This is a genomic window from Phycisphaerae bacterium, from assembly GCA_018003015.1.
GTDB lineage: Bacteria > Planctomycetota > Phycisphaerae > UBA1845 > PWPN01 > JAGNEZ01.
In genome coordinates, this window is sequence record JAGNEZ010000064.1 from 25,639 (window position 1) to 32,881 (window position 7,243).

Sequence of the window (7,243 nt, forward strand, 5' to 3'; positions counted from 1 at the left end):
CGCAAACGGAGTAAGGACTGTCGCCATGCCCTCCCTGACGCAGCACGGCTCTCGGGTCGTCTACGTGGCGGGTCTTACTGCCGGCGTACCGGACGCGGTTCAAGCCTGGCTCGACGAGCATCCAGCCCAGCATTCGCCGGACATTTACGACGCTCTGGCCACGCTCACCGGCCGGCAGCGTCCGGTGGCTCTGATTGTGCACATTGAGGCCATCGACTGGCAGGAGATGGACTTCTTCGAGGTTGCGGCTCATGTCAGCCGGGAGACTCGTGTATATGTTGTGGGGTTGGATCATCATCGCTCCAAGATCGAGGCGGCGGTGGCCAAGGGGGCTCGCGGGTTTTCGTCGGAGGATTTGGCGGAGGATCTTGCCAGACCGGCTCCGGGGTCGCAGCGAGCTGGCGTTCGTGACCTGTTGGCGGGCAGCCTGAGGGAGGCGACCAAGCGTGGAGTTCGGGCGACGGCTGGGGGGCGGTTGCGGCAGGCGGAGTTGGTGTTGGTTCCTACGCCGGCGGAGCACCCGGTGGAAGAGCGGAGCGAAGTGGACGGAGTGGAGCGGTCGACCTGTTCGGTGAAGCAGCCGCCGGGTCTCGTGTCGCCAGCCGTTCCGGTCTCGACCGAGGCTGGCGTTGAGGCCGGGTCTTCGCCGCCGGAGCCGGTCCGCGAGGAGCGTCCCAACGTGCGTCTTGTTGGTTTGGTGGAGGAGACTCGTCCGCCGGCGAAGCCGGAGACCTCGGCGACTCCGTTTCCCTGGTCCCCGAGTCCGAGCAGGCCCAAGCGTATTCCCCCGGCGTCGGCAGGCCGGGGGTTGCCGGTGAACAGCGTTCCGCCTGCGGACGCCACGAAGGCGACTGCGGCTGGGGAGTCAGGAGTTCCTGCGGCGGCTTCGCCCGCGCGCCTGACGGCACCGCTGCCGGTGGAGTTGACTGCGGACGAATTGGCGGCGTTGATGGCCAAGTCGAGCCAATCTGGGTCCACGTCACGGCAGGGGCGACAAGGATGAGGTTGCCGAACAGTTTCTGGAGTGTGACGGATCGCAGCCGGCTGGCGGTGGTCTGTGATCCTGGCGAGCTGGCTGCTCAGCTTCGCGCCCGTTATCCGCAGTTCAATGTTATCGAGAGCCCGACCTATCTGGCTGGGATTGCTGCCCTGGCGAACCAGCCCGCCCGGGGGTTGCTGGTTGGCGTTGATCCGAATGCCCGCAAGCTCGAGTCGGCGGTCGCCGGTTTGCGGAAGGCCGCGGGGTCCTCTTCGCGGATTGTGTTGTGCTGTCGTCCAAGCGGGGAGCCAGCCGCTCGGAGCGTTCTCGGATCCGGGGCCGATGACTACCTGATCTATCCGCCGCGTGGAGAGGAGCTTGACGAGGCGTTGGGTCTGACTTCCCCGGCCGTCGCTGCTCGTCAGGCCTCGCTGCCGCTGGCGGCGGCGACTCCCTCGTGGGAGGAGCTGACTGGTCTGGCCGAGGTGATGGCCCGGATGGGTGAAGGGCAGCGACCGCTTCTGGAGCGGCTTTGCCAGTGGATTGCCGGTTCGATGCGGACGGCTCACGTGCGGATTACGACTGCGGACGAGTGTGCCCACGTGGGTGATCCGCAGGCCGATGCGGCCGTGGTCGAGACGATCATGGCGGGTGGCAAGACGTTGGGTCAGATTCTGGTCGGTGGACGTCAGAAGTCTCCTTTCTCGCTGACCGAGATTGAGAAGCTCCGCCACTATGGCCAGTTGATTGCTCATCTCATTGAGGCCAGCGAGCAGCAGCAATCCTGGCAGTCGCTGGCGATGATTGATGAAGTCACTGAGCTGCCCAATCGCCGATACCTGCTGCAGGCGTTGAGCGAGTTGTTGCAGAAGGCGGGTGCGCAGCGGTTTCGGGTGACGGTTTTGCTGTTTGATCTGGACGGTTTCAAGCACTTCAACGACACGTACGGTCATGCGGCCGGCGACGAGATTCTGCGGGACATCAGCCGGCTGTTTCGCCAGCACTGTCGGCAGCACGACATTGTTGCCCGGTATGGTGGGGACGAGTTTGTGGTGGTGTTCTGGGACGCGGACGAGCCGCGTGTACCGGGCTCGAAGCATCCCACGGACGTGCTGGCGGTTCTTCGTCGAGCGAAGGAAGCGATTCACTCTCACGCCTTCCCCAAGCTTGGGCCGGAGGCCCAAGGCTGCATCACCATCAGCGGTGGCCTGGCCACGTTTCCGTGGGACGCTCACGACGCGGAGAGTCTGATTGAGCGTGCCGACGAAGCCCTGCTGCAGGCCAAGCGGGCGGGCAAGAACCGCATTCACATCGTAGGGCGTCAGGATCCGGTCGATGAATCCGCTCCCGAGGAGGAGCGGCTTGCGGAAGACTAGCCGGCGGGTCAGAGGCCGATGGTGTTGTATCCTGCGTCGACGTAGAGGTTTTCGCCAGTCACGCCGCTGGCGAGTTCGCTGATCAGGTAGACGGCTGTTTTGCCGACCTCGTCGGTATCGATGTTCCGCCGGAGGGGGGCCTTTTTCTCGACCCAATCGAACATTTCGTCGATGCCGCCGACGGCCATAGCGGAGAGTGTCCGGCAGGGTCCGGCGCTGAGGGTATTGACCCGGATCCGCTGGGGGCCGAGTTCGGCGGCGAGGTATCGTGTGCAGGCCTCGAGAGCGGCCTTGGCGACGCCCATGACGTTGTAGCCGGGGATGACCTTTTCGGCGCCGTAGTAGCTCATGGCCAGGATTGACCCGCCGTCGGGCATGAGGAGTCGAGCGCGATTGGCGATACCGACGAGGGTAAAGGCGGAGATATCGAGGGCCTGGGAGAACACGTCGCGAGGCGTTTCGACGAAGCGGCCGATCTGGAGGTAGTCTTTGTTCGCGAAGGCCAGGGAGTGGACGACGAAGTGGATGGTGCCGAACTGCTCGCGTACGGCCGCGAAGAGGGTATCGAGATCGGCATCGCGGCTGACGTCGCAGGGGTGAAGCCACGGACTGCTGACGCCGCCGTTCTCGATGGTCTTGCGGGCGCGACGTTCCATTTTCTCTCCGGGCAGGTAGGAGAAGCCGCACACGGCTCCGTGTTCGATCAGGTTGCGGGCGATATGCCAAGCGATGCTTCGCTCGTTGGCCACGCCGAAGACGATGCCCTTGCGTCCGTCCAGCAGCCCCATCGCGATGCTCCGTCGACTGGTTCAACCGGCCATGTAGAGGGTGCCGGGGAACTGTGGATTGTCGTACTCGTCTGGCGGTTTGGCAAGTGGGCTGGCCGTCCTGCCTTGGTTGAACGGGGGCAGGAGAAGGCCTATCATGGGTTGGCAGCTGTCCCTGAGTGACGGAGCAGGCGTGATCACCTTTTCGCTTCAGAGCGGCTCGAACGGCAACTCGATTTACGTCGAGGCTGGGGATGTGCGTCTGTTGTTCGACGCGGGGATTTCGGGGAAGGCGGCCGAGGGCCGGATGCGGGTTCACCGGCGTGATCTGGGTGACGTGGATGGGGTGTTGATTTCGCACGATCACGTTGACCACATTCGGGGGGCGGGGGTTTTGCAGCGCAAGTATGGCCTGCCGATCTACATGACCGAGGCGACGCATCGGGCCACGAACTGTGGCCTGGGTCTGCTGAGCGATGTGCGGTATTTCAAAGCCGGGCAGAGGTTGTGGTTCAACGGGGTGATCGTGCATACGATTCCGACGCCGCACGATGCGGCTGACGGTGTGGCCTTCATCGTGGAGCACGAGGGCAAGCGGCTGGGGATCATGACCGATCTGGGACATCCGTTTCCGGATCTGGTTCGTTTGCTGCCGGGGCTGGACGCCTGCTACCTGGAGAGCAACTATGACCCGGAGATGCTTCGCACCGGTCCGTATCCGGTACAGCTGCAGGAGCGGATCCGGGGGTTGCACGGGCACCTGTCGAATCATGAAGCCGCGGAGTTGATCCGGGTTGCCCGTGGTCGGCTGAGGTGGGTGGCTATTGCCCACCTGAGCGAGCACAACAACAAGCCGCAGCTGGCCCTGGAGACACACCGGCACTATCTTGGCAAGTCCTTTCCGCTTCACGTGGCCTCGCGATACGAAGTCAGCCCGATGCTGGAAGTCCTCTGATCCGGGGTGCGGGCAGGCGGTGGTTTCCGGGCGCCAAACGAAGCCAATTCAGCGATCCGTGGTTGGCGGTAGGCATTCAGCAGCAGTGATCGGCGGTCGGCGGTCAGCCAGAGTGGTGGGCGCCAATCTGGTCGGAGGTTGGGGTGCGGTGATGAGTCCGAGGAGAGGGATGGCGGGTGGTGCGGCGAGGTACGGTGCCAGAGCTTGTCGGAGCGGATTCCGTGAGACAGAGAAGCGGTTTGGATTGGCCGCGGGGAGACGCCGGTGCCACACCTACTGGCACAGGGGCTGAGGGTGCGGGCCTGGCGGCCGGCCTGGGGAGGTGGGGCAAGGGTATCGGATTGGGATGGAACGGAATGAGGGGTAAGGTGGTCGGGGTGTTGGCTCACGGGTAATGAGGTCGTTGGGGGGCGTGGGTTGGCGTGCGGGGGTGGGTCGACCGGTTGGGGGCTGGCCGTGGTTTGGTCCGAGCTTTCGGATCGGGTTTTCTGGAGGGTTTCGAGGTACTTGAGGTCGTGGCGGAGCTGGCGATTGATCATGCTCTCATAGCGGATGAGTTTGTCGAGGTCGTCGTTCCTGGGGAGGGCCAGGGACTGGGCGTCTGGGGGCTTGGGCATGAATGGGTTGAGGCTGGCGGCGTACTGGTAGGCAGGGTGGTTGGCGTTATCGCGGCGGGCGATGATGCAGGCGGTTTCATGGCGGTAAGCTCGTCTGAGTCGCCACCAGGCGACGGCGACGCGTTGGAGGATGAGGTTCTCGATGGGCTGGCGGGGCTGGTATTGCTGATTCAGCTCGGAAACCAGGGTGGTGAATTCGTCGAGGCTCTCATCGGGTTGATTGGGGGGCATGAGGATGGTCCGAGCGAGCAGGCCGTGCTGACAGGCGTTCTGGCGGGACCGGGTCTTGCCCTCGGGGGTTCGGGGTCCGGTGGATTTGGCGGCGTTGCGGCGATTGGCCTCGATTTGGCGTTGAGAAGAGGTTTTGAGTTCGGTTGAATCTGGGGATTCTCTTGACATGGGTTCTCCTTTCGGTCTGCTGGGACGGTTCAGGTTTTGCGGCTTCTTCGTTGACAGAAGAACGTGGGGCGTGTCCCGGTCGAGAGTCGCAGGGCAGGGCGCGAGTGCCGACGTCGAGAGGTAGGCGTGACGCGGGGCTGTCGGGTCGGATGACGTTTTGGGGTGAGGGCGGCGAGGCAGTTTGGGGGCCGTTTCCGGCGTGTGTTGTCGGGCTTGATTCGCCGGCGGATGCGGGTACCGTATGGCTGCATAGTGGACGAGGGCGCGGATGATGAGATGCGAGGCAGCCATACTGGCCGGTGCGATTCTGTTCTACGGTTCGTCGTGCGGCCAGGATCAGGGCAAGCCGGCCGGTGCACGCGGGCCGCTGACGCTGAAGATCATGGCACCGTCGGACGGCTACCAGACGGTGCAGGAAGTGGCGTATCTTCTGGGCCGCACGAATCCGGGGGTTCAGGTCAAGGTTGGGGATGTGGCGGTTGAGGTTTACTCGACTGGTGGTTTTGCCCGGGACGGCATTCCTCTTCAGATGGGCAAGAACACGATCGCGGTGGTGGCGACGGACGCGACCGGTCAGCGTGTGACCCGCAGTGTCACGGTGATTCGCAAGGAGCCGCAGCCGGAGCCACCGCCGAGCGTGCTGAAGGTGGTCGAGCCTGCTGAGGATATCGTTTTGCTGCCGGGTGAGACGCTCGCGATTCGGGCGGTGGGTCCTCCCGGGGGGACGGGTTTTGCCACTTGCCTGGGCAGCGAGGCCAAGCTTGCGCTGACCGAGGCCCGGAACGATCGGGGGGAACCGACGGGCAGCTACTCGGCGACGGTGAAGGCCCCGGCCAGAGGCAGTGGCCAGGCTGCGATGGTGACGGTGTCGCTGCGTCGGGCGAAGAATGGTCCGACGATGGAAGCGAAGTCGAAGGGCACGGTGGACGTTTGGGATCCTTCGGCGGTTCATGTTGGCGAATGCAAGGATGATCGATCGGGGATCACGCTGGGCCTGCACTCGGTGCGTCTGGGTGGTCCCTACCTGGCGCGCATTCCGCGCGGGGTGCGGTTTGAGATTGTCGGCCGGCAGGGAGCGAACTACAGGATCCGGCTCTCGAAATCCCGCACCGGCTGGATTCCGGTCGATGACGTGGCCCGGCTGCCCGAAGGGACGCTGGTGCCGCACAACTACTTCACTTCCTGCGAGGTCAACGGTGACGAGCAGCATGACCGGGTGACCGTCCCGTTGCTGGAGAAGGTTGTGGTGGCGGCCACCTCCGAGACTGAGCCGCTCAACAAGCTCTATCTGGACTTCTTCAACACGCATGATGCGCTCACCTGGATCAGTCACAAGACTGGCGCCCGGGTTGTCGGCACGATCACCGGGGAGCAGATGGAGGACGACTGGTACCGGCTCACGGTCCCGCTCAAGTGCAAGCAGATCTGGGGCTACTGGCTGGAGACGGACGGCAAGTCGCTGAGCCTGGTCATTCGCCGCCCGCCGGCCATTGCGGCCGAGCCGGCCTCGCCGCTAAGGGGTTTGTTGTTTGCCCTGGAAGCGGGGCATGGTGGTTCGAGCGACGGTGCCGTCGGGCACATGGGTACGAAGGAGAAGGACGTCAATGCGGCCGCGGTTGCGGCGTTCAAAGGCGTGCTAGAAGGGCGTGGGGCGACGACGGTGGTGGTGCGGCCGGGCGACACCAACCCGACGCTTGCGGCTCGCGTTGAGGCGGCGAACGAGGTCAACGCCAACTTTTACGTAGCCATCCACGCCAACGCAGCGGGTAACGGGCGCGGCTTCCTCAAGATTTCGGGCACGAGCACGTACTACCGGGACAAGCACTGCCGTCTCCTGGCTCAGCTGGTGTACAACGGGCTGCTCGGTCTGGGGTGGAACGAGTTCGGGGTGGTGGGCAATTTCTCGTACTCGCCGCTGCAGAACACGAAGATGCCGAGCATCCTGATCGAGCAGGCGTTCATGTCGAACCCGGCCGACGAGGCTCGACTGCTCGATTCGATCTACCAGGAGCAGCAAGCCCAGGCGGTGGCCGACTCGCTGGAGCAGTTTCTGAGGCGGGTGCGAGAGTGAGCTTACGGGTGGGTGGGGGCGGGGGAGGCGGTGGTGGGCTGCGGATGGGTCTTGCCAAGGCCTGACCGGCGGGGGATTA

The 7,243-nt window shown here is 64.3% G+C and carries 6 protein-coding genes; 4 read left to right on the forward strand and 2 right to left on the reverse strand.

The window, feature by feature from the left end:
- The first annotated feature begins 25 nt into the window (after positions 1-25).
- Positions 26-1,003 carry a hypothetical protein gene (locus KA354_20595; protein ID MBP7937050.1) on the forward strand — a complete coding sequence of 326 codons (978 nt, stop codon included), beginning with the start codon at positions 26-28 and terminating at the stop codon, positions 1,001-1,003.
- Positions 1,000-2,355, forward strand: a complete 1,356-nt coding sequence (locus KA354_20600) for a GGDEF domain-containing protein (GenBank protein MBP7937051.1) — start codon at positions 1,000-1,002, stop codon at positions 2,353-2,355. Before KA354_20595 ends, KA354_20600 begins: the two co-directional genes overlap by 4 nt.
- A gap of 8 nt (positions 2,356-2,363) precedes the next feature.
- Here the strand turns inward: KA354_20600 and KA354_20605 are convergent, their stop codons facing one another.
- The gene (locus KA354_20605; GenBank protein MBP7937052.1) at positions 2,364-3,143 is read right to left on the reverse strand and encodes an enoyl-ACP reductase; all 780 of its coding nucleotides are present in this window, start codon (positions 3,141-3,143) and stop codon (positions 2,364-2,366) included.
- Between the two features lie 136 nt (positions 3,144-3,279).
- Between KA354_20605 and KA354_20610 the strand changes: the two genes are divergently transcribed.
- Positions 3,280-4,077, forward strand: coding sequence for an MBL fold metallo-hydrolase (locus KA354_20610; protein MBP7937053.1), 798 nt, complete (start codon positions 3,280-3,282; stop codon positions 4,075-4,077).
- Here KA354_20610 and KA354_20615 read toward each other — a convergent pair.
- On the reverse strand, positions 4,029-5,093 hold the full coding sequence (locus KA354_20615; GenBank protein MBP7937054.1) for a hypothetical protein: 1,065 nt from the start codon (positions 5,091-5,093) through the stop codon (positions 4,029-4,031). The two genes, KA354_20610 and KA354_20615, sit on opposite strands and share 49 nt — an antisense overlap.
- A 268-nt stretch (positions 5,094-5,361) precedes the next feature.
- On the opposite strand from KA354_20615, the gene KA354_20620 reads away from it, so the two are divergent.
- Entirely contained in the window at positions 5,362-7,164 is a 1,803-nt protein-coding gene (locus KA354_20620) for an N-acetylmuramoyl-L-alanine amidase (protein MBP7937055.1), read from the forward strand.
- The last annotated feature ends 79 nt before the right edge of the window (positions 7,165-7,243 follow it).

Excerpts from the sequence above, each read along its gene's own strand:
- KA354_20595 (MBP7937050.1), top strand. The coding sequence starts at position 26 with ATGCCCTCCCTGACGCAGCACGGCTCTCGGGTCGTCTACGTGGCGGGT.
- KA354_20600 (MBP7937051.1), top strand. The coding sequence starts at position 1,000 with ATGAGGTTGCCGAACAGTTTCTGGAGTGTGACGGATCGCAGCCGGCTG.
- KA354_20605 (MBP7937052.1), bottom strand. The coding sequence starts at position 3,143 with ATGGGGCTGCTGGACGGACGCAAGGGCATCGTCTTCGGCGTGGCCAAC.
- KA354_20610 (MBP7937053.1), top strand. The coding sequence starts at position 3,280 with ATGGGTTGGCAGCTGTCCCTGAGTGACGGAGCAGGCGTGATCACCTTT.
- KA354_20615 (MBP7937054.1), bottom strand. The coding sequence starts at position 5,093 with ATGTCAAGAGAATCCCCAGATTCAACCGAACTCAAAACCTCTTCTCAA.
- KA354_20620 (MBP7937055.1), top strand. The coding sequence starts at position 5,362 with ATGATGAGATGCGAGGCAGCCATACTGGCCGGTGCGATTCTGTTCTAC.